Origin of the sequence: Paraburkholderia sp. JHI869, assembly GCF_038900775.1 — a bacterium.
Classification (GTDB): domain Bacteria; phylum Pseudomonadota; class Gammaproteobacteria; order Burkholderiales; family Burkholderiaceae; genus Paraburkholderia.
Genome location: NZ_JAYMSC010000003.1, coordinates 410621 through 435047, shown reverse-complemented (window position 1 = coordinate 435047; position 24427 = coordinate 410621). Strand labels below are relative to the sequence as shown.

Annotated in this window: 20 protein-coding genes and 1 tRNA gene; 14 read left to right on the top strand and 7 right to left on the bottom strand. The window is 65.2% G+C overall.

Annotated elements, in window-relative coordinates; all coding sequences use genetic code 11:
- Positions 1-146: 146 nt before the first annotated feature.
- From pstC to phoR, 6 genes are all read left to right on the top strand, one after another.
- A complete protein-coding gene (gene pstC / locus VSR72_RS08375; RefSeq protein ID WP_342952044.1) occupies positions 147-1133 on the top strand; it encodes a phosphate ABC transporter permease PstC in 987 nt (328 codons plus the stop codon).
- Complete coding sequence (gene pstA / locus VSR72_RS08370) at positions 1130-2026, top strand: phosphate ABC transporter permease PstA (RefSeq protein ID WP_342951915.1); 897 nt, start codon at positions 1130-1132, stop codon at positions 2024-2026. The genes pstC and pstA overlap by 4 nt, the downstream gene beginning before the upstream one ends.
- A gap of 14 nt (positions 2027-2040) precedes the next feature.
- Positions 2041-2901, top strand: coding sequence for a phosphate ABC transporter ATP-binding protein PstB (gene pstB / locus VSR72_RS08365; protein ID WP_342951914.1), 861 nt, complete (start codon positions 2041-2043; stop codon positions 2899-2901).
- 19 nt (positions 2902-2920) lie between these two features.
- Entirely contained in the window at positions 2921-3625 is a 705-nt protein-coding gene (gene phoU / locus VSR72_RS08360; RefSeq protein ID WP_158758206.1) for a phosphate signaling complex protein PhoU, read from the top strand.
- 37 nt (positions 3626-3662) lie between these two features.
- Complete coding sequence (gene phoB, locus VSR72_RS08355; RefSeq protein WP_042261377.1) at positions 3663-4364, top strand: phosphate regulon transcriptional regulator PhoB; 702 nt, start codon at positions 3663-3665, stop codon at positions 4362-4364.
- A 132-nt stretch (positions 4365-4496) separates the two neighbouring features.
- Positions 4497-5810 carry a phosphate regulon sensor histidine kinase PhoR gene (gene phoR / locus VSR72_RS08350; RefSeq protein WP_342951913.1) on the top strand — a complete coding sequence of 438 codons (1314 nt, stop codon included), beginning with the start codon at positions 4497-4499 and terminating at the stop codon, positions 5808-5810.
- 79 nt (positions 5811-5889) lie between these two features.
- On the opposite strand, the gene ppk1 is transcribed toward phoR, so the two are convergent.
- A complete protein-coding gene (gene ppk1, locus VSR72_RS08345; protein WP_342951912.1) occupies positions 5890-7953 on the bottom strand; it encodes a polyphosphate kinase 1 in 2064 nt (687 codons plus the stop codon).
- Positions 7954-8146: 193 nt separating this feature from the next.
- Between ppk1 and ppx the strand changes: the two genes are divergently transcribed.
- Positions 8147-9769 carry an exopolyphosphatase gene (gene ppx / locus VSR72_RS08340; RefSeq protein ID WP_342952043.1) on the top strand — a complete coding sequence of 541 codons (1623 nt, stop codon included), beginning with the start codon at positions 8147-8149 and terminating at the stop codon, positions 9767-9769.
- Positions 9770-9884: 115 nt separating this feature from the next.
- Here the strand turns inward: ppx and VSR72_RS08335 are convergent, their stop codons facing one another.
- The gene (locus tag VSR72_RS08335) at positions 9885-10700 is read right to left on the bottom strand and encodes a GNAT family N-acyltransferase (RefSeq protein ID WP_342951911.1); all 816 of its coding nucleotides are present in this window, start codon (positions 10698-10700) and stop codon (positions 9885-9887) included.
- A gap of 207 nt (positions 10701-10907) precedes the next feature.
- Positions 10908-11369, bottom strand: coding sequence for a phosphohistidine phosphatase SixA (gene sixA / locus VSR72_RS08330; RefSeq protein WP_342951910.1), 462 nt, complete (start codon positions 11367-11369; stop codon positions 10908-10910).
- Positions 11370-11522: 153 nt separating this feature from the next.
- Here sixA and VSR72_RS08325 point away from each other — a divergent pair.
- The 5 genes from VSR72_RS08325 to VSR72_RS08305 all read left to right on the top strand — a co-directional run bounded on the left by VSR72_RS08325 (position 11523) and on the right by VSR72_RS08305 (position 19502).
- Positions 11523-11599: transfer RNA gene (locus VSR72_RS08325), tRNA-Pro, on the top strand.
- A 170-nt stretch (positions 11600-11769) separates the two neighbouring features.
- Positions 11770-13392 carry an NAD(P)/FAD-dependent oxidoreductase gene (locus VSR72_RS08320; protein ID WP_342951909.1) on the top strand — a complete coding sequence of 541 codons (1623 nt, stop codon included), beginning with the start codon at positions 11770-11772 and terminating at the stop codon, positions 13390-13392.
- 235 nt (positions 13393-13627) lie between these two features.
- Positions 13628-14482 (top strand): translesion DNA synthesis-associated protein ImuA, encoded by an 855-nt coding sequence (gene imuA, locus VSR72_RS08315; RefSeq protein WP_342951908.1) that lies wholly within the window; start codon positions 13628-13630, stop codon positions 14480-14482.
- Positions 14391-15995 (top strand): DNA polymerase Y family protein, encoded by a 1605-nt coding sequence (locus VSR72_RS08310; RefSeq protein WP_342951907.1) that lies wholly within the window; start codon positions 14391-14393, stop codon positions 15993-15995. Before imuA ends, VSR72_RS08310 begins: the two co-directional genes overlap by 92 nt.
- 45 nt (positions 15996-16040) lie before the next feature.
- Positions 16041-19502 (top strand): error-prone DNA polymerase, encoded by a 3462-nt coding sequence (locus VSR72_RS08305; RefSeq protein ID WP_342951906.1) that lies wholly within the window; start codon positions 16041-16043, stop codon positions 19500-19502.
- Positions 19503-19520: 18 nt separating this feature from the next.
- Here VSR72_RS08305 and VSR72_RS08300 read toward each other — a convergent pair whose 3' ends face one another.
- Together VSR72_RS08300 and VSR72_RS08295 are read right to left on the bottom strand one after the other, a co-directional pair.
- On the bottom strand, positions 19521-20444 hold the full coding sequence (locus VSR72_RS08300) for an SDR family oxidoreductase (protein WP_342951905.1): 924 nt from the start codon (positions 20442-20444) through the stop codon (positions 19521-19523).
- A gap of 11 nt (positions 20445-20455) precedes the next feature.
- Complete coding sequence (locus VSR72_RS08295) at positions 20456-20662, bottom strand: heavy-metal-associated domain-containing protein (protein ID WP_342951904.1); 207 nt, start codon at positions 20660-20662, stop codon at positions 20456-20458.
- 149 nt (positions 20663-20811) lie between these two features.
- On the opposite strand from VSR72_RS08295, the gene cueR reads away from it, so the two are divergent.
- Both cueR and VSR72_RS08285 read left to right on the top strand, forming a co-directional pair.
- Positions 20812-21237, top strand: a complete 426-nt coding sequence (cueR, locus tag VSR72_RS08290) for a Cu(I)-responsive transcriptional regulator (protein WP_342951903.1) — start codon at positions 20812-20814, stop codon at positions 21235-21237.
- Between the two features lie 297 nt (positions 21238-21534).
- Positions 21535-21684: a DUF3563 family protein gene (locus VSR72_RS08285; protein WP_342951902.1), complete on the top strand. Its 150-nt coding sequence runs from the start codon at positions 21535-21537 to the stop codon at positions 21682-21684.
- Between the two features lie 612 nt (positions 21685-22296).
- On the opposite strand, the gene rlmJ is transcribed toward VSR72_RS08285, so the two are convergent.
- Together rlmJ and VSR72_RS08275 are read right to left on the bottom strand one after the other, a co-directional pair.
- Positions 22297-23142, bottom strand: a complete 846-nt coding sequence (rlmJ, locus tag VSR72_RS08280) for a 23S rRNA (adenine(2030)-N(6))-methyltransferase RlmJ (RefSeq protein ID WP_342951901.1) — start codon at positions 23140-23142, stop codon at positions 22297-22299.
- Between the two features lie 138 nt (positions 23143-23280).
- Positions 23281-24252 carry an aldo/keto reductase gene (locus tag VSR72_RS08275; RefSeq protein WP_342951900.1) on the bottom strand — a complete coding sequence of 324 codons (972 nt, stop codon included), beginning with the start codon at positions 24250-24252 and terminating at the stop codon, positions 23281-23283.
- Positions 24253-24427 lie beyond the last annotated feature (175 nt).

Below are 24427 nucleotides of genomic sequence, written 5' to 3'. Positions count from 1 at the left end.
TTGCCTGATTCTGCGCTGTCCATGATGTGCCGCCCGCCTTCCGACGTAGTCGTCTGTATTACGGCCGGAAGTCGGGCGATTTGCAGTCCTACAGCTGCATCAACGTCGTGAGCCACGCGCTCGCGGCAACTGGAACCCAGGTCACCATGTCCGACGTCCCGCTCGTGTCGAACCCGCCCGGCAACGCCGCGCAGCAAAAAGCGCCCAGCCCGGCAGGGGACATCATTTTTGGCGGCCTCGCGCGCCTCGCCGCCATCGTCACGCTGTTGCTGCTTGGCGGCATCATCGTGTCGCTGCTCGTCGCCTCGTTGCCGACGATCCAGAAATTCGGTTTCGCATTCCTCTGGACTGCCGACTGGGATCCACCCAGCGAGCAGTTCGGCGCGCTCGTGCCTATCTACGGCACGATCGCCACTTCGCTGATTGCACTGATCATCGCCGTGCCTGTGAGCTTCGGCATTGCGCTCTTTCTCACCGAACTTTCGCCCGCGTGGCTGCGCCGGCCGCTAGGCATCGCCATCGAGCTGCTCGCCGCGATCCCGTCGATCGTCTACGGTATGTGGGGCTTGCTCGTGTTCGCGCCGATCTTCGCGCAATGGTTCGAAAAGCCGCTCGGCTCGCTGCTGGGCGGCATGCCGATCGTCGGCGCGCTGTTCCAGGGCGCGCCCATCGGCATCGGCATTCTGTGCGCCGGCGTGATTCTCGCGATCATGATCATTCCGTACATCGCCTCGGTCATGCGCGACGTGTTCGAAGTCACGCCCGTGCTGCTCAAAGAGTCGGCCTACGGCATTGGCTGCACGACCTGGGAAGTGATGTGGAAGATCGTGCTGCCGTTCACGAAGACCGGTGTGATCGGCGGCGTGATGCTCGGCCTTGGCCGCGCGCTCGGCGAGACGATGGCCGTCACGTTCGTGATCGGCAATACGAACCTGCTCGACAACGTGTCGCTCTTTTCGCCGGGCAACAGCATCACCTCGGCGCTCGCCAACGAGTTCGCGGAAGCGAGCCCCGGCCTGCACACGGCCGCGCTGATGGAGCTCGGCCTGATCCTCTTCGTGATCACGTTCATCGTGCTGTCGATCTCGAAGCTCATGTTGCTGCGCCTTGAAAAATCGGAGGGTGCGCGATGAGCGAACCGATGATGAAAATTCCGGGTGCGGTTTACGGCCCCGAACTGGATCGCATGCGCGACAAGCTGCAGCGCCGCCGCCGCGTGACCAACGCGATCGCGCTCTCGCTCTCGCTCGCCGCCATGGCGTTTGGCCTTCTGTGGCTCGTGTGGATTCTCTACACGACGATTTCGCTCGGCATCGGCGGTCTTTCGTTGGATCTGTTCACGCAGTCCACGCCGCCGCCGAACACGGATGGCGGCGGTCTGGCCAACGCCATCGTCGGCAGCCTGCTGCTCGTTGTGATCGCAACGTTCGTCGGCACGCCGATCGGCATTCTCGCGGGCATCTATCTCGCGGAATACGGCCAGAAGGGGTGGCTCGCGAGCGTCACGCGCTTCATCAACGACATTCTGCTGTCGGCGCCTTCGATCGTCGTGGGCCTGTTCGTCTACGCGCTCGTAGTGGCGAAGATGGGGCACTTCAGCGGCTGGGCCGGCGCGATCGCGCTCGCTTTGCTGCAGATCCCGATCGTGATCCGCACGACCGAGAACATGCTCAAGCTCGTGCCGAACGCGCTGCGCGAAGCGGCCTTCGCACTCGGCACGCCGAAGTGGAAGATGGTGCTCTCCATCACGCTCAAGGCGTCGATCGCGGGCATCGTGACGGGCGTGCTGCTCGCGATCGCCCGTATCGCCGGCGAAACCGCGCCGCTGCTCTTCACCGCGCTGTCGAACCAGTTCTTCAGCGCCGACATGAATCAACCGATCGCGAACCTGCCGGTCACGATCTTCAAGTTTGCGATGAGCCCGTTTGCGCAGTGGCAGTCGCTTGCGTGGGCCGGCGTTTTCCTGATCACGCTGGGCGTGCTGGGTCTGAATATCCTCGCGCGCACGGTCTTTTCGAAAAAGTAAGGGCGGAGTTCCCGATGAACATGGCTGAGAGTCACCTCAACACCGCTGCGCACGGCAATGCGCCCTCCGCTGGGTTTGAACCTGCGGATCCCGCCCAGAGCGCACGCCTGCCGGCGCTGGGCAAGCCGAAGATCGAAGTGAAGGACCTGAACTTCTTCTACGGCAAGTATCATGCGCTGAAGAACATCAACCTGCAGATTCCCGAAGGCAAGGTGACGGCGTTCATCGGCCCGTCGGGCTGCGGCAAGTCCACGCTCCTGCGCACCTTCAACAAGATGTTCGCGCTCTATCCGGAGCAGCGCGCCGAAGGTGAGATCGTGATGGACGGCGAGAACCTGCTCACGACCAAGCGCGATATCTCGCTGCTGCGCGCGCGCATCGGCATGGTGTTCCAGAAGCCGACCCCGTTCCCGATGTCGATTTACGACAACATTGCGTTCGGCGTGAAGATGTTCGAGAAGCTCTCGCGCCCGGAAATGGATGACCGCGTGGAATGGGCGCTCACCAAGGCCGCGCTGTGGAACGAAGTGAAGGACAAGCTCGGCCAGAGCGGCTACGGCCTCTCGGGCGGCCAGCAGCAGCGCCTGTGTATCGCGCGCGGCATTGCGATCCGCCCCGAAGTGCTGCTGCTCGACGAGCCGTGCTCGGCGCTCGACCCGATTTCCACGGGCCGTATCGAAGAGCTGATCGCGGAACTCAAGAGCGACTACACGGTGGTGATCGTCACCCATAACATGCAGCAGGCCGCGCGCTGCTCGGACTACACTGCTTACATGTACCTTGGTGAGCTGATCGAGTTCGGCGACACCGAAAAGATCTTCATCAAGCCGGTCCGCAAGGAAACGGAAGACTACATCACCGGCCGTTTCGGCTGATTGTTGCAGGGAGCAAATCATGTCCGACAAACACTTGTCCAGCCAGTTCGACGCCGATTTGAACCTCATTTCGTCGAAGGTGCTCGAAATGGGCGGCCTCGTCGAATCGCAGATCATCACGGCAATGCAGGCGCTCAACGACTTCGACGGCGAAGCTGCCGCGCGCGTGATCGCCGCTGAAGACCGCCTCAACACGATGGAAGTCGAGATCGACGAGGAGTGCAGCAACATCATCGCGCGCCGCCAGCCGGCCGCGCGCGACCTGCGCCTCGTGCTTGCCATTTCGAAGACCATCACGAACCTCGAGCGCGCCGGCGACGAAGCCGAGAAGATCGCCAAGCGCACGAAGCGCCTGATGGAAGACGGTGCGTCGCGCACGGTCAACATCGCAGAGATCAAGGTCTCGGGCGAGATGGCCGTGTCGATCCTGCGCCGCGCGCTCGACGCTTTTGCTCGCCTCGACACCGTGGCCGCCGCGCAGATCGTGCGCGACGACAAGGCGATCGACGAGGAATTTCGCGCGTTCGTACGCAAGCTCGTGAGCTACATGATGGAAGATCCGCGCACGATTTCCGTGGGCCTCGACTATCTGTTCATCGCCAAGGCGATCGAGCGGATCGGCGACCACGCGAAGAACATCGCGGAGTTCATCATCTACATCGTGAAGGGTACCGACGTGCGCCACAAGTCGCGCGACGCGCTCGAACGCGAAGCACTCAGCTAATCACTCCACACACAGGTAACAAGGTCAAGAGGTGCCGATGCCTAGCAGCATTCTCGTCATCGAAGATGAGCCCGCTATTTCCGAGCTGATTTCGGTGAACCTGCAGCACGCAGGCCACTGCCCGATCCGCGCCTACAACGCGGAGCAGGCGCAGAACCTGATCAGCGACGTGCTGCCCGATCTCATCCTGCTCGACTGGATGTTGCCGGGCAAGTCGGGTGTGAACTTCGCGCGCGACTTGCGCAACAACGAACGCACGAAGCATATTCCGATCATCATGCTGACCGCGCGTGGCGACGAGCAGGACAAGGTCCTCGGCCTCGAAATCGGCGCTGACGACTACGTGACGAAGCCGTTCTCGCCCAAGGAGCTGATGGCGCGCATCAAGGCGGTGCTGCGCCGCCGTGCGCCGCAGCTCACGGAAGACGTGGTGGCGATCAACGGTCTGAAGCTCGATCCGGCCACGCATCGCGTGGCCGCCGCCGCCGAAGGCTCGGAAATCAAGCTCGACCTCGGCCCGACCGAGTTCCGCCTGCTGCACTTCTTCATGACGCATCCCGAACGCGTCCATAGCCGCACGCAGTTGCTCGACCAGGTGTGGGGCGATCACGTGTTCGTGGAAGAGCGCACGGTGGACGTGCATATCAAGCGTCTGCGTGCCGCGCTCAAGCCGGCAGGCTGCGATGCTATGATCGAAACGGTGCGCGGCAGCGGCTACCGTCTCGCCAAGAGCGCCTGAGCTGGAAACATGGCCGCGCCGCAGGGTGAATCACCGGGCGGCGCGACCGTTTCACCGCAGCCGGTATTCGAGCGGCGGTAACTCGATGTCGCGTGCCCGCATCCGACCGTATTTTTCTTCGATCGCAGGAACATGAACATCATCTGGGCGCGCTCCCTTGTATCGATCGTGTTGCTCGCGCTCGTTTGCGCGGGTGTCGGCGCGATTTTCGGCGTCAAGATCGCGTTGGGCATCGCCGTGCTGGCGCTGCTCGCGCAAATGCTCTTCAGCACGTTCCACAAGCAGCGTCTCTGGCGCCTGCTCGACGCGCCGGTCTATGGCGAAGTGCCGAGCGCTCCCGGCATCTGGGGCGAAATCTACTACCGTCTGCATAAGCTCGCGAAGCGCTGGCATGCTCAGGTGCGCCAGGTGGAGCAGCAGCATTCGCGTTTCATCCAGGCGATCCAGGCTTCGCCCAATGGCGTCGCCATGCTCGACGACCACGACCAGATCGAGTGGTGCAACGCGATCTCCGAAGTTCACTTCGGGCTCGACGCCAGGCGCGATCTGCGCCAGCACATCACGCATCTCGTGCGCCAGCCCGACTTCGTGCGCTACCTCAATTCGCACGATTACAAAGACATGCTGATCATGCGCGGCATGGGCGCGAAACGTCAGAACGTGATCTCGGTGCAGGTGTTTCCGTACGGCGAGAACCGCAAGCTCGTTCTTTCGCAGGACATCACCGAACTCGAGCGCACCGACGCCATGCGGCGCGACTTCGTGGCCAATGTCTCGCACGAGCTGAAAACGCCGATCACGGTGCTCTCGGGCTTCCTCGAAACGATGCGCGAGCTGCCGCTTGGCGAAGCCGAGCGCAACCGCTATCTGGAGCTGATGGAGCAGCAGGCTTCGCGCATGCGCCACATCGTCACCGACCTGCTCGTGCTCGCGAAACTCGAAGGCGAGGGGCGCCAGCCCGGTGACCATATGGTCGACATGCGCGCGGTGCTCGGACACGTGCGCGAGGACGCCGAAAGCCTCTCGGGCGGGCATCACCGCATCACGGCCGATTTCGACGATGGCTTGAGCGTCACGGGTTCCGAAACCGAAATCATGAGCGCGCTCGGCAATCTGGCGACCAATGCGGTGCGCTACACGCCGGACGGCGGCACGGTGCATCTGTCCTGGCGCGCGGAGCAGGGCAGCGCGGTGTTCTCCGTCACCGACAGCGGCCTGGGCATTCCGGCCGCCGATATTCCGCGCCTGACCGAGCGTTTCTATCGCGTGGATCGCAGCCGCTCGCGCGACACGGGCGGCACGGGGCTGGGCCTTGCGATCGTCAAGCACGTGCTGCAGCGCCACGACGCGGCGCTCGAAGTGAAGAGCGAGGAAGGGCGGGGCAGCACGTTCACGGTGCGCTTTCCGAACGCGCGCACGACGAGAAGGCAGCCGGCGCCGGTATAACCATCTGCAGCCGCAAATGAAAAAGCCGCTTCGTTCGAAGCGGCTTTTTTGCGTCCAGCGTTATCGGCTCGTCAAGACATCACGGACAGAACTTCGCCAGCAAGCTCATTTGCGCATTGCGCACGGCCTTGCCCGCGCGCCGGCGGCGGTAGTGCCCGTCGCTTTGCATGAGCCAAGCCGATTGATTGTCGCCGAGGAACATAGAAAGCCCTTCGGCGATCACGCGGCGCTTGAGCCTGCGGTCGTGAATCGGGAACGCGACTTCGACGCGGCGGAACAGGTTGCGATCCATCCAGTCCGCGCTCGACAAGTAAACGTCTTCCTTGCCGCCCGCATAGAAGTAGTAGATGCGATGGTGCTCGAGGAACCGCCCTACGATCGAGCGCACCGTGATGTTCTCGGAGAGCCCCGGCACGCCCGGCTGCAACGAACACACGCCGCGGATGATCAGATCGATCTTCACGCCGGCCTGCGATGCTTCGTACAACTCGTCGATCACCGTCGGCTCGAGCAGCGCGTTCATCTTCGCGACGATACGCGCCTTCTTGCCCGCGCGCGCGGCGTCGGCTTCGTTGCGGATCGCCTCGATCATCTTCGGGTGCAGCGTGAACGGCGACTGCCACAGATCGTGCAGCTGCAATTCGCCGCCGATGCCCGTGAGCTGCTGGAAGACGTGATGCACGTCCTCGCACATCTTCGGCTCCGAGGTCATGAGGCCGAAGTCGGTATAGAGGCGCGCCGTGCGCGGATGGTAGTTGCCGGTGCCCAGGTGTACGTAGCGGCGCAGCACCATGCGGCCGTTCACGGGCACGCGGCGCACGATCAGCATCATCTTGGCGTGGCACTTGTGGCCCACCACGCCGTACACCACGTGCGCGCCCACGGCTTCGAGCTGCGCTGCCCAGTTGATGTTGGTTTCTTCGTCGAAGCGTGCGAGCAGTTCCACGACCACCGTCACTTCCTTGCCGTTGCGCGCGGCCTGCATGAGCGCGTCCATGAGCGGCGAGTCGGTGCCGGTGCGGTAGATCGTCTGCTTGATCGCGACCACGTTCGGATCGTTCGCGGCTTGCAGCAGCAGTTCGAGCACGGGCTGGAAGCTCTCGTACGGATGATGCAGGAGCACGTCGCCCTGATCGATCACGTCGAACATGTTGCTGTTCGCGGCGATGCGCTGCGGAATGGCAGGCACGTGCGGCACGAACTTGAGGTCGGGGCGATCGACCATCTCGGGCAGTTGCATGAGACGCACGAGATTCACGGGGCCATCGACGAAATAGCAGTCCTTTTCATTGAGGCCGCTCTCGTCGAGCAGGCGCTTCACGAGATGCGGGGGCGTTTCCGCCGACACTTCGAGCCGCACCGCATTGCCCAGGTGCCGCGCGGGCAGTTCGCCCTGCAGCGCCACGCGCAGGTTGGTGATTTCGTCTTCGTCTACGAAGAGTTCACTGTTGCGCGTGATGCGGAACTGGTTGCAGCTGCGCACGACGAGGCTTGGGAACAGCTCGCCCACGAAGCGTTGCAGCAGCGAGCCGAGCAGCACGAAGCCGTGCTGGAAGCCGGATAGCTCCTGTGGCATGCGCACGAGGCGTGGCAGCGCGCGCGGCGCCTGCACGATGCCCATGACGGCCTGGCGCCCGAACGCGTCCTTGCCTTCGAGTTCGACCACGAAGTTCAGGCTCTTGTTGAGCACGCGCGGAAACGGGTGCGCGGGATCGAGCCCGATAGGCGTGAGAACCGGCAGCAGTTCGTCGAGAAAGTATTTGCGCGCCCATGCGGTTTGCGCCTCGTTCCAGGCGTCGGTGCCGTGGAAATAAATGCCTTCCTGTTCGAGCGCGGGCAGCACGGTGTCGTGCAGCATGCGGTACTGGCGATGCACGAGACGCTGCGCGCGCTCGACCACGAGGTCGTACACGTGCTGCAGCGACATGCCGTCGGGCGATAGCACGCCGGGGTTGTCGCGCATTTGCTCCTGAAGTCCGGCCATACGGACTTCGAAGAATTCGTCGAGGTTGCTGCTGGTGATACAGATGAAGCGCAAGCGCTCCAGCAAAGGAACAGCGGGATCGGACGCCTGTGCGAGCACGCGCTCATTGAATCCCAGAATGCCCAGTTCGCGATTGAGTAGGGGATAGCGGATGGACATCGGCAATGAAAACGGAATGTCAGGAAGTGATTCGAACGGACGCTCGGAAATTCTCACAGTAATATGACTTTATTGTGACATTCGGTATGTCATAAATTTTACGCCGCATTTTCACGAAATCGACAAGTCGCGTTGCGAACATGCACGCTGGGTAAAAGTACCCATGGTCATGACCAATGCGAGGAGCGACATGGTGAAGTCGGCTACGCTTAAAATGACGCATTTGGACGGTGCGGCGGCGGCGCAACAAGCTCGCATGGCCGCGCGTTCGTCTATGTATGCACGCATGGAGCCTGCCCCCTCGATGGTCACCAATCCCCAACTGCTTGCCGCCGTCGATCTCGGTTCGAACAGCTTTCGTCTGATCGTAGGCCGCGTCGAGGAAACCGACGCCGGCAGCCAGATCTACCCGGTGGATGCGCTGCGCGAACCGGTGCGGCTCGCGGCCGGCCTCTCGAAGGACAAACTGCTCGACCGCGCCTCGCAGGTGCGCGGCTGGGACGCGCTCAAGCGCTTCGGCGAGCGGCTGCGCGACTTTCATCCCGACCAGGTGCGGGCGGTGGCGACCAACACGCTGCGCGTCGCCAAGAACGCGGGCGAGTTCCTCGCCGAGGCCGAAGCCGCGCTCGGCTTCCCGATCGAAGTGATTGCGGGGCGCGAAGAAGCGCGCCTCATCTATGCGGGCGCTGCGCACTCGGTGCCGGCCAGCGCGGGCAAACGCTTCGTGGTGGACATCGGCGGCGGCTCGACCGAGTTCATCATCGGCGCGCACTACACGCCGATCCGCATGGAAAGCCTCTATATCGGCTGCGTGAGCCATAGCCGCCAGTTCTTCCCCTCGGGCAACGTCGACGAGTACACCATGCGCCAGGCCGAACTCGCGGCCACGCGCGAAATCCAGATCATTTCCGCCGACTACCGCAAGACCGGCTGGGACCAGGCGATCGGTTCGTCGGGCACGGCGCGCGCGCTCGCGGAACTCGTCGAGGCGAACGGCTTCAACGATCCGGGCATCACGCACGGCATTTCGCGCGGCGGGCTCGAGCGTCTGAAGCGCGCGCTCATCAAGGCCGAGAACGTGAACCGGCTCAAGCTGATCGCGCTCAAGCCCGACCGCATCCCGGTGCTGGCGGGCGGCCTCTCGATCATGATCGCGGTGTTCGAGGAACTCGGCATCGACTATGTCGACACCACGGACGGCGCGCTGCGTCTGGGCGTGCTCTACGACCTGCTAGGCCGTTCGCAGCACGAGGACATGCGCACGGTCACGGTGGAAGGCTTCATGCGCCGCTACGGCGTGGATCGCGCGCAGGCGGGGCGCATCGGCGAGCTGGCCGTGAAGTTCTACGACCAGTTCGAAGAGCCCGACGAGGAGCGCCGCGAAGAGAACCGCATGTTCCTCACGTGGGCGGCGTCGCTGCACGAGATCGGGCTCTCCATTTCGCACAGCGCGTATCACAAGCATTCGGCCTATATCGCCAGCAACGCGGACATGCCCGGCTTCTCGCGCACCGATCAGGCGCGCCTCGCCGCGCTCGTGCTCGGCCACGTGGGCAAGCTCGGCAAGCTCTCGCAAACGCGCGACGTGGAGTGGCCGCTGCTGTTCTGCCTGCGGCTCGCCGCGCTGCTGACGCGCCGCCGCGCCGACGTCGGCCTGCCGCACATCACGGTGGAGGAAGAGGGCAACGGCTACGAAGTGCTGCTGCCCAATGCCTGGGTCCAGAACAATCCGCTCACCGATTACAACCTCGTTCAGGAAGCGGCGGAATGGGGCAAGATCGGCATTCCGTATCGCGTGGTCTATACGGAGGAGTGAGCGAAGCGCGCAGCGCTTTGCCCATCGTCAATCGGTAAAGAAAAAGCCCGGCTCATTCGTGAGCCGGGCTTTTTTTTCGTCCACTGTTTTCGCCCGCAGAGGGGCGCATGCGGTGTCAGCGCGCGATGGCTTCGCCGAGGAAGTGGCGCGCGTAACGCTCGTTGATCTCCGACAGACGGAAGAGCGTGAGGAAATCGGCGGTGTTGAAGTCGGGGTCCCAGGCGGGCGCACCGCAGATCTTCGCGCCAAGGCGCAGATAGCCCTTGATGAGCGGCGGCGCCACGGCGGGCGAGTTGGTGCGCAGCTCTTCGACGGGCAGCGGCGTGTGCGGGAACGCGCGGTATTCGGGCGCGGTCAGCGCGTTCGCGTCGAGCGCGCAGTACAGGTTCGCCGCGTAGTGGCCGCCGTCGGCCATCGCGACGCTCGCGCAGCCGAGCATCGTCTCGTAGCCGTTGTGCTGCATGTAGCCGCCCAGACCGCCCCACAGCGACATGATGACCGAGCCGCTGCGGTAGTCGGGGTGCACGCACGAGCGGCCCACCTCGACCATTTTCGGCCGCAGATGCGCGAGACGAGAGACGTCGAACTCGCTTTCGGCATAGAGACGGCCGATGCGCGCCGCCTGGTGCGGCGGCAGCACGCGATAGGTGCCGACGACCTTGAGCGTGTCGAGGTCGCGCACGAGCAGGTGGTCGCAGTAGGCGTCGAAGGCGTCGACGTCGAGACCGGCGGGGCCGGTCAGGCGTGCGCCCATTTCCTCGGCGAACACGCGGTAGCGCAGACGCTGGGCTTCGCGCAGCTCCTCGTCGGTGCGAGCCCAGGCCACCTGCAGCCGATGCTGCGCGGTGACCGTTTCTTCGGCGCGCGGCAAGCGTCGGTTCGACTCGAAAATCGAGGCGAACGGCAGGGTGGGCGTCGGCAGATCTCGCATGGGGCGTCCTGGTCGGAAGTAAGAGAACTTTTCCGGCAATTTAGTAATACGCCGTTACGTTTCCATGAAAACGCAATGACGATTCAATGACGTGGTGTAAGGCAGACGGGCGAGCTAGCCGAATGGCCAGGGGCGGCGGGAGCGTGGGAACCGCTGTAGGGGCCGCGTAGAGGCGGCCCGGCGGGGCAGACGGAGGCGGGTGGAGGACTAGACGAGATCGGGTGTGATGGCCGCGTGCAGGACGGCCTCGCTGCCGTTGCGCTCGCGGCTCGCGAGCCAGAGCACGCCGCTTTTCTTCACGGCCCAGCTGCGCGGGTCGGCGCCGCCCGAGAGCAACCGCGCCGCGACTTCGCCGAGCGTGGGCTGATGGCCGACGACAACGACCGTGGACGAGAGGCCCTCGGGCCAGCCGACGGCGGTGAGCACCTGCTCGACGCTCGCATCGGGCGCGAGTTCGCGCACGACGCGATATTGATCGGTAAGCGCCTCGGCGGTCTGGATGGTGCGTGCGGCGGGGCTGGCGAGGATCACGGCGTCGTCGGGCAGCCGCGCGCGCAGCCAGCGCGCGACGTTCTGCGCCTGCTTGCGTCCGCGCGTGGTGAGCTGGCGGGCGAGGTCGCTGGCGGCGATGTCTTCGGCTTCGGCGTGGCGCCAGAGGATGAGGTGCATGGCGTCTCCTTTTTTCGCGGTATGGGGTGCACTTTCGGCGTGTGCTCTCATGGTGCACGCCCCGCTGGTGAGCGGCAAGCGCGTGATGCGGTTCTTTTTTGTTCAAGGGGATTTGACGGCGCGGGGGCACTACCGATACAATCTCGGATTCGTCGGAGCGTAGCGCAGCCTGGTAGCGCATCTGATTTGGGATCAGAGGGTCGTAGGTTCGAATCCTATCGCTCCGACCAGCAATACCGAGGGGTTACACGCCATTGGCCTGTAGCCCCTTTTTCTTTTTCTCCCGTTTTTGTCGTATACGCTCGCGTTTCGTCGTACGGCGCCGTTCCATTTGAAAAGCCGTCGAGCTTATAAAATACGGATCGGCCACGATTCCCGTGGCGATCGCACCCTGGCAGCCATGTTACGTTTATCCGAAGTCAAACTCCCCCTCGACCACGCCGAAAGCGATCTTGAAGCCGCGATTCGGGGACGCCTCGCGGAACTCGGCGTAGCAGCGGACGCGCTCGTCCGTTACACCGTCTTCCGCCGTGCGCACGATGCACGCAAGCGCTCGGATATCAAGCTGAACTATATCGTCGACATCGAAGTCGAGGACGAAGCGAAGGTGCTCAAGCGGATCGCCGGCAAGCCGCATTGCGGGGTGACACCGGACATGACCTACCGCTTCGTCGCGAAGGCGCCCGAGCACTCGACGCGTCCGCGTCCGGTCGTGATCGGCATGGGACCGTGCGGTCTGTTCGCGGGACTGATCCTCGCGCAGATGGGCTTTCGTCCCATCATCCTCGAGCGCGGCAAGGCCGTGCGCGAGCGCACCAAGGACACCTTCGGCCTGTGGCGCAAGTCCGTGCTCAACCCGGAATCGAACGTGCAGTTCGGTGAAGGCGGGGCCGGAACGTTCTCCGACGGCAAGCTGTACAGCCAGATCAAGGATCCGCACCACTACGGCCGCAAGGTGCTCGACGAATTCGTCAAGGCGGGTGCGCCGGAAGACATCCTGTATCTGAGCCGCCCGCACATCGGCACGTTCCGCCTCGTCAGCATGGTGGAAAAGATGCGCGCCACCATCCACGAACTGGGCGGCGAAGTGCGCTTCGAAACGCGCGTCGAAGACATCGACATCGAGCAGGGCAAGGTGCGCGCGCTCAAACTCTCGAACGGCGAGACGCTGCCGTGCGACCACGTCGTGCTGGCTGTTGGCCACAGCGCCCGCGACACGTTCCAGATGCTGCACGATCGCGGTGTGTTCATGGAAGCCAAGCCGTTTTCGCTGGGCTTTCGCATCGAGCATCCGCAGGGCGTGATCGATCGCAGCCGCTTCGGCAAGTTTGCGGGCCACAAGGAGCTCGGCGCGGCCGACTACAAGGTGGTGCATCACGCCAACAATGGCCGCGCCGTCTATAGCTTCTGCATGTGCCCCGGCGGCACGGTGGTCGCGGCGACCTCCGAACCCGGCCGCGTGGTCACCAACGGCATGAGCCAGTATTCGCGGGCCGAGCGCAACGCGAATGCGGGCATCGTCGTCGGCATCACGCCGGAGGACTATCCGGGCGGCCCGCTCGCGGGCATCGCGTTCCAGCGCAAGTGGGAAGAGCGCGCGTTCGAACTCGGCGGCGGCAATTATCAGGCGCCGGGCCAACTGGTCGGCGACTTTATCGCCGGCCGGCCTTCGACGTCGCTGGGCTCCGTGGTGCCGTCTTACAAGCCGGGCGTGCATCCGACCGATCTCAGCACGGCGCTGCCCGACTACGTGATCGAAGCCATCCGTGAAGCGCTGCCCCAGATCGACAAGAAGATCGCAGGCTTCGCGATGCACGATGCCGTGCTCACCGGCGTCGAGACGCGCACGTCGTCGCCGCTGCGTATTCGTCGCAAAGACGATTACCAGAGCGTGAACGTCGAAGGTCTGTATCCGGCCGGCGAAGGCGCCGGGTATGCCGGCGGTATCTATTCGGCGGCCATTGACGGCATCGAAGTGGCGCAAGCCGTGGCGCTCAGTCTGACGTCGGCGCACGCGGCCTGACAGGCGGGAAAAGGCAGGCGAGATGCGTCAGCGCACCCTCAGCGCGGCGCGCGATTCGCCTGTCTGCGCGATCCGCAATGGATCGCCAAGTGACCCTTCCCCCATTTCCCGCCTTCCTCTAATCCCATAAAATACTGTATAAATATACAGGTGGAGGCGAACCGACCTCCTTCCTGCCGATGCCCCATTTCTTGCCGGGCAGGGCGGAGCGTTCCCATCAACCAGGCCACGAACCATGGCAGCCGTTCAGATCACTGCGCAGACCACTGCTCAGCTCGCCGCGCACTTGCCCCCCCGGCTGCAAAGCCGCGTGTGGCAAGGCGATCAGCTTGCGCACGCCAGCGAGCGCTCGGTGCCGAGCGGCCACGCCACGCTCGACGCCCAGCTTCCCGGCGCCGGCTGGCCCGCGGGCAGCCTGACCGAACTGCTCGTCGAGCAGGGCGGCGTGGGCGAGATGCGGCTCGTCGCTCCCGCATTGCGCGCGCTCACCGCGCAGGGGGGCCGGCACGTGCTGCTCGTCGCGCCGCCGTGGCGCCCGTACGCTTGTGCGCTCAAGGCATGGGGGCTCGCGCTCGAGCGCGTGATCTGGGTGCGCGCGGCCGAAGGCGAGGCCGCCTGGGTGGCCGAGCAGGCGCTCAAGCAGGAAGGCATGGGCGCCGTGCTGCTCTGGCAGACGAAGGCGCGCGCCGACGCCGTGCGTCGTCTGCAGGTCGCCGCCCAGGATTCGCAGGCGCTCGCGTTTCTCGTGCGGCCGCTCGCCGCGCGCAACCAGTCGTCGCCGGCGCCGCTGCGCATGACCTGCTCGCCGGTGCCGCCGCCCGACGACGCGAGCCTGAACCGGCGCGAATGGATGCAGCTCGCCGCGCTCTCCGTCGATATCTTCAAGCGCCGCGGGCCGCCGCCCGCCCAGCCACTCGTCATTACATTGCCGCTGCAGGACGCGGTGCTGCCCCAGCCGGACGCAGCCTCCGTCGTCATGCCGTGGCCCGGGGTCAATCATGTTGTGGATCGCCGTCACCTTGCCGTTGTTGCCGCTGGAGGCCGTCAGACCTCTGACGCCGCCGGCGCCGTCAACATCGCGCCTGCCTGAAAGCGCCGATGCCGACGCCGATACCGTCAGCGCGCCGCGCTGCTACGCGCTCGCCGACCACACGCGCATCCTGATCGCCGATCTCGACGCGCTGCGCGCAGGCGTCGAGCCCGGCAACACGCGCTCGCATGCGCTCGCGCTCGCGCCGGGGCTCGTGCTGCTCGAAGCCGAGCCGGCGCGCGAGACCCGCGCGTTCGAGGCGCTCGCGCTCGCGTTGCTCGCCTATACGCCCAAGGTGTCGTTCGCGCAGTCGCACACACTATTGCTCGAAGTCGGTTCGGGCTTGCGTCTTTTCGGCGGCGTGCGCGCGCTGCTCGCCAAGGTTGCGGCGACGGTGGCCGGCTGCGGGCACACCGCGCGCATGGCCTGCGCGCCCACGGCGTGGGGCGCGTGGACGCTCGCGCAGGCGCGCGTCACGCGTTCGTCGCGCCGCTGGCACGTGCTCAAGGAAACGACGCTCGCGCGCGTGCTCGATGCGCTGCCGGTCACGCTCGCGCCGTTCGCCGCGCAGCACGAGCACGCGCTCACGCAGATCGGCTGCGCCACGCTCGGCGATCTGCGGCGGCTGCCGCGCGACGGCATCGTGCGGCGTTTCGGCGACGGCGTGCTCGGCTGGCTCGCGCAGGCGCGCGGCGAAGCGCCCGATCCGCGTGTCTGGTTTGCCGCGCCGCCGTCGTTTCACGCGTCGCTCGAATTGCAGGCGCGCGTGGAGAGCGCCGAGGCGCTGCTCTTTGCCGCGCGCCGGCTCGTGATGCAACTGGCCGGCTGGCTCGCCGCGCAGCACGCGGCGCTTTCCGGCTTCGAGTTGCGTCTCGAACACGAGCTGGCTTCGCGGCACGCGCCGCGCACCTCGACGCTCACGATCGCCTGGGCATCGCCTTCGCGCGATGCCGAGCATCTGCTGTGGCTGCTGCGCGAGCGCCTGAATCAGACCGAACTCGCCGCGCCCGTGATCGGCCTCGCGCTCGTCGCTTCGCACGTGAGCGAATACGCGGCGCCCACCGACACGCTCTTTCCGATGGCCGAGGCCGCCGAGGCGTCGCTCGGGCAGCTCTTCGAGCGCATCGGCGCGCGGCTTGGCGAGCAGAACGTGCTGCAGCTGTTCGTCGAGGACGATCATCGGCCGGAGCTGGCGATGTCGGCGCGGCCTTACCGCGAGAGCGGCGTGAAGCGTGCGCGCAAGCCGCGCAAGGCAGGCAAGCCGCAGCCGGAAACCGGCGCGAGCGCACCCGCGCAAAGCGCCTTCGATCTGCCCGAGGTGCCGCTGCCGACCCAGCCGCGTCCGGCGTGGCTGCTCGAAAAGCCGCTCAAGCTCGCGATGCGCGGCGACCGCCCGGTTTATCGACGGCCGCTCAAGACGCTCACGCGCACCGAGCGCATCGAGTCCGGCTGGTGGGACGGCGAGGGCGTCGGGCGCGACTACTACGTCGCCGCCGACGACCAGGGCCGCATGTTCTGGCTGTATCGCGAACGCATTGGCGGCCAGTGGTATCTGCAAGGGCTTTTCGGCTAGCGCCTGGTTGTCGCCTGGTCTTCGCTCATTCGGGTTTCAGGAAACATGTCGTCGCCTCCACAGTTGCCCGCGCAGTTGCCCGCGCAGTTACCTGACTACGCGGAACTGCACTGCCTGACCAATTTCACCTTCCTGCAGGGCGCGTCGCGCCCGGGTGAGATGGTCGAGCAGGCGATCCGCCACGGCTACCGCGCGCTCGCGATCACCGACGAATGCTCGTTCGCAGGCGTCGTGCGCGCCTGGAGCGCACTCAACGAATACGACGAGGGGCGCAAAAAAGCCCACGACGAAGCCGTGCGCGAAGCTCGCGAGCGCAGCGGCAACACAGCCGCGGCCTCCTTGGGCCCGTTCGAGCCTTCGCTGCACTTGCTGATCGGCAGCGAGCTCAATCTCGTCGATGAACATGGCGCGCCGTTCTGCACGATCGTTGCGCTCGCAATGAATCGCGAAGGCTACGGCAATCTGTGCGAACTGATCACGCTCGCGCGCTCGCGTGCGCCCAAAGGCAGCTATCGCGTGCATCCCGCCGATTTCATCGAGCCCGAAACTGGCTTCGAGCATCTGAAGCATTTGCGTGACTGCGTGCTGCTGCTCGTGCCGCAGCGCACGGCCACGCTCGCGCAAACGCTGCGCGCCGCGCACTGGCTCGCGGGCTTCGCGGCCGAACGCGCGTGGCTCGCGCTCGAACTCTGGCAAACCGGCGGCGACGACACGCAGATCGAAGTGCTGCGCCACGTCTCGCAGGAGAGCGGCCTGCCGCTCGTCGCGGCGGGTGGCGTGCTGATGCACGCGCGCTCGCGCAAGCCCTTGCAGGACACGCTGAGCGCGATCCGCATCGGCAAGCCGCTCGCTTCGTGCGGGCGCGCGCTGGAGGCGAACGCGGAGCGGCATCTGCGCTCGCGTGTGCGGCTTGGCGCGATTTATCCGCGCGAGGCGCTCGACGCGACGCTCGAGGTTGCGCGCCGCTGTACGTTCTCGCTCGGCGAACTGGCCTATGAATATCCCGAGGAACTGGTGCCGCCCGGCGAGACGCCTCAGACGTGGTTGCGCAAGCTCGTGATGCAGGGCGCACTGGAGCGCTGGCCCGACGGGCTGAACGACAAGCGGCGGGATCAGATCGAACAGGAACTCGTGCTCATCGACGAGCTGAAGTACGAGAAGTACTTCCTCACGGTGCACGACATCGTCCGCTTCGCGCGCGAGCGGAAGATCCTGTGCCAGGGGCGCGGGTCGGCGGCGAACTCGGTGGTTTGCTACTGCCTGAAGATCACGGAGATCGACCCGGTGCGCATGAACATGCTCGTCGCGCGCTTTCTCTCTCGCGCGCGCAACGAGCCGCCCGACATCGACGTCGACTTCGAGCATCAGCGCCGCGAAGAAGTCATTCAGTACATCTACCGCAAGTACGGCACGCGCCGCGCCGCGCTGGCCGCGACGCTCATCACCTATCGCTCGCGCAGCGCGTTGCGCGACGTGGGCAAGGCGCTCGGCCTCGACAATGCGCTCGTCGAAAAGCTCTCGGGCGCGCATCAGTGGTGGGACGGTCCCGATTCGATCGCGAGTCATCTGGAGGAGGCGGGCTTTTCGCCGGACTCACACGTCACGCAGCAACTCATCCGCCTCACGCGCGAGCTGCGCGGCTTTCCGCGCCATCTCTCGCAGCACGTGGGCGGTTTCGTGATTGCGCGCGACAAGCTTTCGCGCCTCGTGCCGATCGAAAACGCGGCGATGAAGGACCGCTACGTGATCGAATGGGACAAGGACGATATCGACGCGCTGCGGCTGCTCAAAGTCGATGTGCTCGCGCTCGGCATGCTCTCGGCGATCCGTCGTTCGCTCGAATTCGTGGCGCTAAGGCGCGGGCTGACCGAGATGCGCGTGCAGGACATTCCCGTCGAAGACCCGGCGGTGTATCGCATGTGCACCAAGGCCGATACGGTCGGCGTGTTCCAGATCGAGTCGCGCGCGCAGCAGAGCATGTTGCCGCGTTTGCGGCCGCGTACATACTACGACCTCGTGATCCAGGTGGCGATCGTGCGGCCGGGGCCGATTCAGGGCGACATGGTGCATCCGTACCTGAAGCGCCGGCACGGCGACGAAGCGGTGGAGTACGCAAAGGAAGAATTGCGCCCGGTGCTCGAGCGCACGCTCGGCGTGCCGATCTTCCAGGAGCAGGTGATGCATCTCGCGATGGTCGCCGCCGATTACACCGGCGAGGAAGCCGACAAGCTGCGCCGCGCGATGGCCGCATGGCGGCGCGACGGCGATCTGCGTCCGTATCAGGCCGATCTCACGCAGCGCATGCTCAAGAAGGGCTACTCGCCGGAATTCGCCGAGCGCATCTGCAAGCAGATCGAGGGTTTCGGCGACTATGGCTTTCCGGAAAGCCATGCGGCGAGTTTCGCGCTGCTTGTCTACACGAGTTCGTGGCTCAAGCGCTACGAGCCCGCGGCATTTCTGGCAGGACTGCTGAACAGTCAGCCGCTCGGCTTCTATTCGCCTTCGCAGCTCGTGCAGGATGCGAAGCGTCACGGCGTGCAGGTGCGTGCGCCCGATATCGCGTTGAGCGACTGGGCGTCGGTGCTGGAGCGGCGCGGCGCACCCGGCGAACGGCTCGATGCCGAGGCGGTCCGCGCGCGCAACGCCGACGTGCTGCGTTATCGCGCGCTGCTGGGCGCCGCCGCGTTGATGCGCAGAGGCACGCTCAAGCGCGGCGGCCGGCGGCACAGGTTCATGGACGGCCTCAAGCGCATCGCGCGCTCACGCATTGCGCTCGCGCCGCGACGCTATGGACGCGGCGGGCCGGCCGTGCGCCTCGGCTTCAGTCTCATCAAGGGCTTTTCCGAAGACGCCGCACGGCGTGTGATGGAGGCGCGCGAGCGCGCGCCGTTCGCCGATGTCGACGATCTCGCGCGCCGCGCGGCGCTCACGCGGCGCGAGCTGGAGGCGCTGGCGGCGTCGAACGCGCTGGCGAGCATCGCAGGCCATCGGCGCGAGGCGTGGTGGGCCGTGACGGCGCAGCAGGCGGTGCCAGCGCTGTTGCGCGATGCGCCCGTCGCCGAGGCGCCGCTCGCGTTGCCGCGTGCTTCCGAGGGTGCGGAAATCGTCGCCGATTACGCGAGCCTGCGGCTCACGCTCAATCGCCATCCGCTCGAACTGCTGCGCCACGGTCTCGCGAAGCAGCGTTTTCGCACGGCGGAGCAACTCGCGCATTGCCGCCACGGCATGCTCGCGCGCGTGTGTGGAATCGTCACGGTGCGGCAGCGGCCAGGCACGGCGAACGGCACGATCTTCGTTTCTCTGGAGGACGAGACCGGCAGTGTCAACGTGATCGTGCACGCGGCGCTCGTCGAGTCGCAGCGCAAGGAGCTGCTGGGGTCATCGCTGCTGGCGGTGGCGGGCGTGGTGCAGCGCGAGGGCGAGGTGGTGCACCTCGTGGCGCACCGGCTGGAGGACCACAGCCGGCTGCTCGGGCGGCTCGCGACCGAGAGCCGGAATTTTCATTGAAGCGCGGCTGGCTCGCCGCTACGCGGTTGGTTGCCCGCCGTCTCTCATGAAAGCGTCGAGCACGGCGCGAATCGCCGCGTCGAACGGGGTGCGGCGGCCCATGCCCAGTATTTCGAGGCGGCTCGAATCGAGATGACAGTCGCGCGGGCGCGGCGTGGCGTCGGTGGGCGTCGGCTGTGCGAGCAGATCCGCCGCCACGCCCAGCACCTGGGCGATCCGCCGGGCGATGTCGTACTTCGTCATCGGTTCGTCGCCGGACCACTGCGCGACGCCTCGCACGGGCTCGCCGTCTGCACAGCGCAGCAACAGTTCGCGGATCACGAACGCCACGTCGGGCGTGAAAGTGGGGTAGCGCGTAGCCCATGCGTCCATTGGCGCCGCCTTCGCTCCGGGCTCAGCCGAAGCGAGGATAGCCGGCACGAGGCTCGTGACCGCGGATTCGTGCCAGCCGATGATCGGCCCGAACAGTAGGGGCAGACGCAGCACGAGGGCGTTGTCGCTGGCTTCGAGCAAGGCGCGTTCGCCTTCGAGCTTGCTGTGGCCATAGGCATTGAGCGGATTCGGCGTGTCGTCGACGCGGTAGGGCGGCTGCGTGCCGTCGAACACGTAATCGGTGGAGATCGAGAGCACCCACGCGCCGCGCTGCCGCGCCGCTGCGGCCACGTTGCGCACCGCATCGACATTGAGCGCGCGCGCGGCCGCCGGATCGTGTTCGCACACGTCGGGACGGCGCTCGGCGGCGGCCAGCACGATCGCGTCGGGCGCTTCGCGCTCGACGAATGCATTCACCGCCTGCGCGTCACGCACATCGAGCACGGTCTGCTGCGGGCCGCCGTGGCGGAACGCGGTTGGCACGACTTGCCAGGTGGTAACGGCCGCGAGTTCGCGCACCACGGCGCGCCCAAGCAGGCCAGACGCGCCGATCACGGCAACCTTGAACATGGCGCGGCCTGTCAGACGTTGGCCGTGCCGACCACGGTGTAGCCGGCTTCGTCGATCGCCGACTTCAGGGCTTCTGCGCTTCGGCTCGATTCGACCTTCACGCGGCCGGCGGCCAGATCGATTTCGACCTTGGCCTGCGCGTCTTGCTCGTGAATGGCGCGGGTGACGGCGCCTACGCAGTGCTGGCAGCTCATGCCTTCGACGTTGAACTGGATCATCGTGTGTTCCTTTTTCAGAGATTGAGGCTGGTTACTACTCATATGAGGCCGCCGGCGGATTATGCCAGCCGGGGCTGGTTGTCGCGCTGGACCTTCCCATAGTGGGAAGGTGTACGATCAAACCATTGACCTATCAGCGGGAGAACGGCGTGAACATTGGCGAAGCGGCGCGCGAATCGGGCGTTACGGCGAAAATGATTCGCTACTACGAAAGTGTCGGGCTGCTGGCGCCCAAAGGGCGCACGGAGTCTGGCTATCGGGTGTATGGCGCCCAGGAAGTGCATTCGCTGCGCTTCATCCGCCAGGCGCGCCGGCTCGGCTTTCTGGTGGAAGACATCCGGCGCCTGCTGGCGCTCTGGCACGACCGCTCGCGCGCGAGCGCCGAGGTCAAGTCGATCGCGCTCGAACACGTCGCCGAACTCGACCAGCGCATCGCCGAGCTCTCCCAGATGCGCGACACGCTTGCCCACCTGGCCTCGCACTGCCAGGGCAACGACCGGCCCGACTGTCCGATCATCGAACGGCTCGCCGACGTTGCCGGGGCAGACTGCCATGAGCCTGACCATACGCACTGAACGCAGGTGCAACCGCGGCGGGCAAATTGACGCAACCTTCCTCGTCAATTGCACCATATTGGTGCGATTGTGCGCGATTGCTGTCAAGCCCCCGCGAAGTCGCTGGAAAATGTGTCGATAAAACATGATGTTGCCAATTCATATTCCAAGGTCATTCCAAAATGGAATGCACGGTATTCGGGCAATTCACTAGCAAAGTTCGGTGCAACCGTTATAATGCGGGTTATCCCTTATGAGGGTTATCCCTGATGCGAATTCACCGGGGATCGCCGAACCGAATCCTTGGAGCACACCATCATGTTTGCATTCCTTCTTGAAAAGCTGAGCAACTGGTTTGAAACTGCTGAACGTCGTCGCCGCGAAGCGTATCTCGCATCGTCGTCCGACATCGTGCAGCTCGAACAGCGCATTCGTTCGATCGAGTCGAACGGCTACAACTCGCTGTAAGCCAGGTCTGACCCGGTTCAAGCAGTAGCGCTTCTAGCCCCGCATTGGCGGGGCTTTGTCATTTCTGCACCGTCGATGGAACAGAGTCTGAGCCTTCCCACCGGGGTAAGGTAAAGTCTTTTTTGCGACGAGCCGTCATAGCAATGGTGTCGCTTACTCTCCGGGGGCTGTTCATGGTGCAAGACCGCATTTCCCACCGCAGGCTTGTGTTGCCGCGCTGCGCATTGCGTCGCTTATCTGTCGCGCGTGCGGGCCTGATCGCTGTCGTCATGGCGTGCGCTAGCGCCGGCGCGCATGCTGGGCAGCCGCTTATTCTGGATACGCAAAGAGGGATTAGCGACGGGCAATCGGGGCTGGTGCTGCAAAACGCGCCGCTCTCGCACGAGCCGATGGTTCAGGCGGCGCAACCGGCGGGTCTCGCGCCGGATTCGTCGCAGCCCTACGTCGTCGCGCCGTACGTGGAAGTGCAACAAGGCGGTGGGCGGCCGAATCCGCCACCGCGACCGCCGCGGCCCCCTCATCGCCCAACGCCGCCGCTTCCGCAGCCTTTACCGTCTGGGCAGTGACGCCTCTCGCGCAGGGGGGAGGCCGCTTGTGGGTTGATCGCGCCGCTTAGTCGCCGCGTGACTCGATCTTGAATTGCGCGCCGGCGTCCTGGCCGAGCGTCTTCACGAGCCACGGCAGCGCCTCTTTCATTGCCGCTTCAAGCGTGTACGGCGGGTTCAGGATGAACATGCCGCTGCCGTAAAGGCCGAAGCCGTCCTCGGGCGGATTGCTCACCGACAGCGTGAGGTGCAGCCAGTTCTTGTTCTGCAGCCGCTTGAGTTGCTCCGGGAAGCGCTGCGACTCGGGGCGCGTGACCTGCGGATACCAGACCGCATAGGTGCCGTTCGCGAAGCGCAGGAGGCTTTCCTCGACGCACTTGAGCGTGCGTGAGTAATCGCGCTTGTCCTCGAAAGACGGATCGATCAGCACGAGCGCCCGGCGCGGCGGCGGGGGCAGGAGCGCCTTGATGCCGTCGAAGCCGTCGCCTGCGTAGATCATCACGCGGCGGCCCGCGTCGTGGAAGCGGTGGCGCAGCACGTCGATTTCCGTGCTGTGCAATTCGAAGAGCCGCATGCGATCCTGCTCGCGCATGAGACGCCATGCCAGATACGGCGAGCCTGGGTAGAAGCGCAGGTCACCGTCGGGGTTCAGCGCCGCCACTTCGTCGACGTAGTCCGCGAGCGCCGCAGGCAGGTCGTCGCGGCCCCACAGCTTGCCGATGCCCGTGTCGAACTCGGCGTTCTTCGTGGCGTAGCCTTCGCGCAATGCATAGGCGCCGGCGCCCGCGTGGGTGTCGATGTACCAGTACGCCTTGTCCTTCTTGCCGAGGTAATGCAGCAGTTGCACGACGACGGCGTGTTTCAGGACATCGGCATGATTGCCGGCGTGGAAGGCGTGACGGTAGCTCAGCATGATGGACGGGACACGGGGTCCGGTGAAAACGGGGAAGACGGCGACGGCGGCGCGATGGCTGCGCCGCCTGCGAGGCCGCGTATTGTACGCCACCGCGATACGTCACCCGCGGTATGCCGTCCGGGCATGCGCGGGACGTCAGTTGTACGCGTCGCCGACGATCGCCTCGATCTGCGCCTTGACGTCCGGCGTGATCTTTTCCGCCACGTCGCGCGCCTTCATGTTCTCGCCGATCTGCTCGATGCGCGAGGCCCCGGTGATGACCGTGCTCACGCGCGGATTCTTCAGGATCCACGCGAGCGCCAGTTGCCCCACTGAACAGTCCAGTTGCTTCGCGAATTCGGCGAGCTTGCCGACGATCGCGTTCTTGTCAGGGTCGGTGACGTTCTTGCGCAGCCAGTCGTAGCCCTGCAGTTCCGCGCGGCTGCCCGAGGGCACGCCGCCGCGGTACTTCCCGGTGAGCAGGCCAGAAGCGAGCGGGCTCCAGGTGGTGAGGCCGAGGCCAATATCCTCATAGAGCCGGCGATATTCTTCTTCCACGCGCGTGCGGTGGAACAGGTTGTACTGCGGCTGCTCCATGACCGGCTTGTGAAGGTGATGGCGCTCTGCGATTTCCCACGCGGCGCGGATTTCGTCGGCGCTCCACTCCGAGGTGCCCCAGTAGAGCGCCTTGCCGCGCGTGATCATGTCGCTCATTGCCCAGACGGTTTCCTCGACCGGCGTGTTCGGGTCGGGGCGGTGGCAGAACACGAGATCGACGTAGTCGAGCTGCAGCCGCTTGAGCGAGCCGTCGATGGCGTTCATGAGGTACTTGCGGTTGAGCGTGTGGTACTGGTTGGGCGCTTCGTTCAAGCCCCAGAAGAACTTGGTCGAGACCACGTAGCTCACGCGCGGCCACGCGAGTTCCTTGAGCGCCTGGCCCATCAACTCTTCCGATTTGCCGCCGGCATAAGCCTCGGCGTTGTCGAAGAAGTTGATGCCCGCGTCGCGCGCCGCCGCGAGCGATTCGCGCGCGAGCCTGGCGTCGACCTGATTGCCGTAGGTGACCCACGAGCCGATGGACAGTTCGCTTATCTGCAGGCCTGAGCGGCCCAGTCGCCGATAGTTCATTAACGCCTCCTTGTGAGCCGATAAAGCTAGCACGACTTGGCCATTGCTGCTGAACGGGCCTCGGCCGCGCGCCGCGCCTTGCAGTGCGGCGAAAAACACTTTTGCTTGTCCTGCTCGATGCTTCGACCAGGCGCCTTCATGCACAATAGCCCGGTTGGCCGCGACGCAACATCCG